Below are 697 nucleotides of genomic sequence, written 5' to 3'. Positions count from 1 at the left end.
GCTCAACTGGATAGAGCGTTTGACTACGGATCAAAAGGTTATGGGTTCGACTCCTATCGGGCGCGCTTATTCTACGGGAAGTAGCTCAGCTTGGTAGAGCACTTGGTTTGGGACCAAGGGGTCGTAGGTTCGAATCCTGTCTTCCCGATAGTACATATTAATTTTGGGGGCTTAGCTCAGCTGGGAGAGCGCCTGCTTTGCACGCAGGAGGTCAGCGGTTCGATCCCGCTAGTCTCCACCATTATTAATTTACAAACTACATAACGGCGGTGTAGCTCAGCTGGCTAGAGCGTACGGTTCATACCCGTGAGGTCGGGGGTTCGATCCCCTCCACCGCCACTACTTATTAGTTGTAGAATTATATTTAGGACCTTTAGCTCAGTTGGTTAGAGCTAACGGCTCATAACCGTTCGGTCGCAGGTTCGAGTCCTGCAAGGTCCATATAATTTTGGAGGAATACCCAAGTCCGGCTGAAGGGATCGGTCTTGAAAACCGACAGGAGCTTAACGGCTCGCGGGGGTTCGAATCCCTCTTCCTCCGTTTTATAAATGGTCCCGTAGTGTAGCGGTTAACACGCCTGCCTGTCACGCAGGAGATCGCGGGTTCGATTCCCGTCGGGACCGCCATTTTTAATTAATTTAATAGCGATTTACCTATAAATAATGGAGGAATACCCAAGTCCGGCTGAAGGGATCGG

6 tRNA genes are annotated in these 697 nt (G+C 50.5%); all 6 read left to right on the top strand.

What is annotated here, in order from left to right:
• Window positions 1-74 precede the first annotated feature (74 nt).
• The 6 genes from HMPREF3154_RS02575 (at window position 75) to HMPREF3154_RS02550 (ending at window position 626) form a co-directional block, all read left to right on the top strand.
• A tRNA-Pro gene (locus HMPREF3154_RS02575) sits at window positions 75-148 on the top strand.
• A 17-nt stretch (window positions 149-165) separates the two neighbouring features.
• Window positions 166-241: transfer RNA gene (locus tag HMPREF3154_RS02570), tRNA-Ala, on the top strand.
• Window positions 242-265: 24 nt separating this feature from the next.
• Window positions 266-339, top strand: a tRNA-Met gene (locus tag HMPREF3154_RS02565).
• Window positions 340-367: 28 nt separating this feature from the next.
• A tRNA-Ile gene (locus tag HMPREF3154_RS02560) sits at window positions 368-441 on the top strand.
• Window positions 442-450: 9 nt separating this feature from the next.
• Window positions 451-540 (top strand) — tRNA-Ser (locus HMPREF3154_RS02555).
• A gap of 10 nt (window positions 541-550) precedes the next feature.
• Window positions 551-626 (top strand) — tRNA-Asp (locus HMPREF3154_RS02550).
• Window positions 627-697: the final 71 nt, after the last annotated feature.

This window comes from Staphylococcus sp. HMSC06C11 (genome assembly GCF_001808345.1).
In the GTDB taxonomy this organism is placed as follows: domain Bacteria; phylum Bacillota; class Bacilli; order Staphylococcales; family Staphylococcaceae; genus Staphylococcus; species Staphylococcus capitis.
Note: the sequence above shows the minus strand (reverse complement) of the source record. Positions and strands in the feature narration are given on the sequence as shown.